Source organism: Halorubrum sp. SP3 (assembly GCF_005435195.1).
GTDB classification, from domain to species: domain Archaea; phylum Halobacteriota; class Halobacteria; order Halobacteriales; family Haloferacaceae; genus Halorubrum; species Halorubrum sodomense.
Genome location: NZ_SGTU01000407.1, coordinates 1 through 427, shown reverse-complemented (window position 1 = coordinate 427; position 427 = coordinate 1). Strand labels below are relative to the sequence as shown.

General features: G+C 58.8%; 1 protein-coding gene. It reads right to left on the bottom strand.

The genetic code is table 11. The annotated features are described in order from the left end of the window. On the bottom strand, nucleotides 1-241 hold a 241-nt coding region (locus EXE42_RS17020; protein WP_137707065.1), incomplete at its 3' end, for a hypothetical protein. Nucleotides 242-427: the final 186 nt, after the last annotated feature.

Here is a 427-nt window from a genome sequence, read left to right as displayed (position 1 = left end):
AGATCACCCCGTCGGCGTCGCTATCTGCGATTTTCCCGAAGCCGAGACCGTGGGTGTCACCGTCGGGACCGACGAGCGTCGGATAGTCGGTACCGAACAACGCCCGAATCCCTGTATGGAGAATTACCACACGGTATTCGGTGTCGTTGATAACGATCCGATCCCCGCGGGACACCTCTTGAAGCGCGGTGTACGTCTCGGGGGGTTCGGTGCTGTCGCTGGTTTGAGTTTGTGTGTTCATAGGGACGCCAGGAACCCGAGTGAACGGGATCCTCGCAAAGAATTGATCCACGACTTACGCGAGGTAGTGTTCGCGCATCTGCCGCGCGTAGAAGTCGTGAATCTCGTCGCACAGCGGTTCATTATTGACGTGAGTCGTGTGGTGGTCGCCACCCCACGACACCGACACGGTGCCACGAGAGGCGTT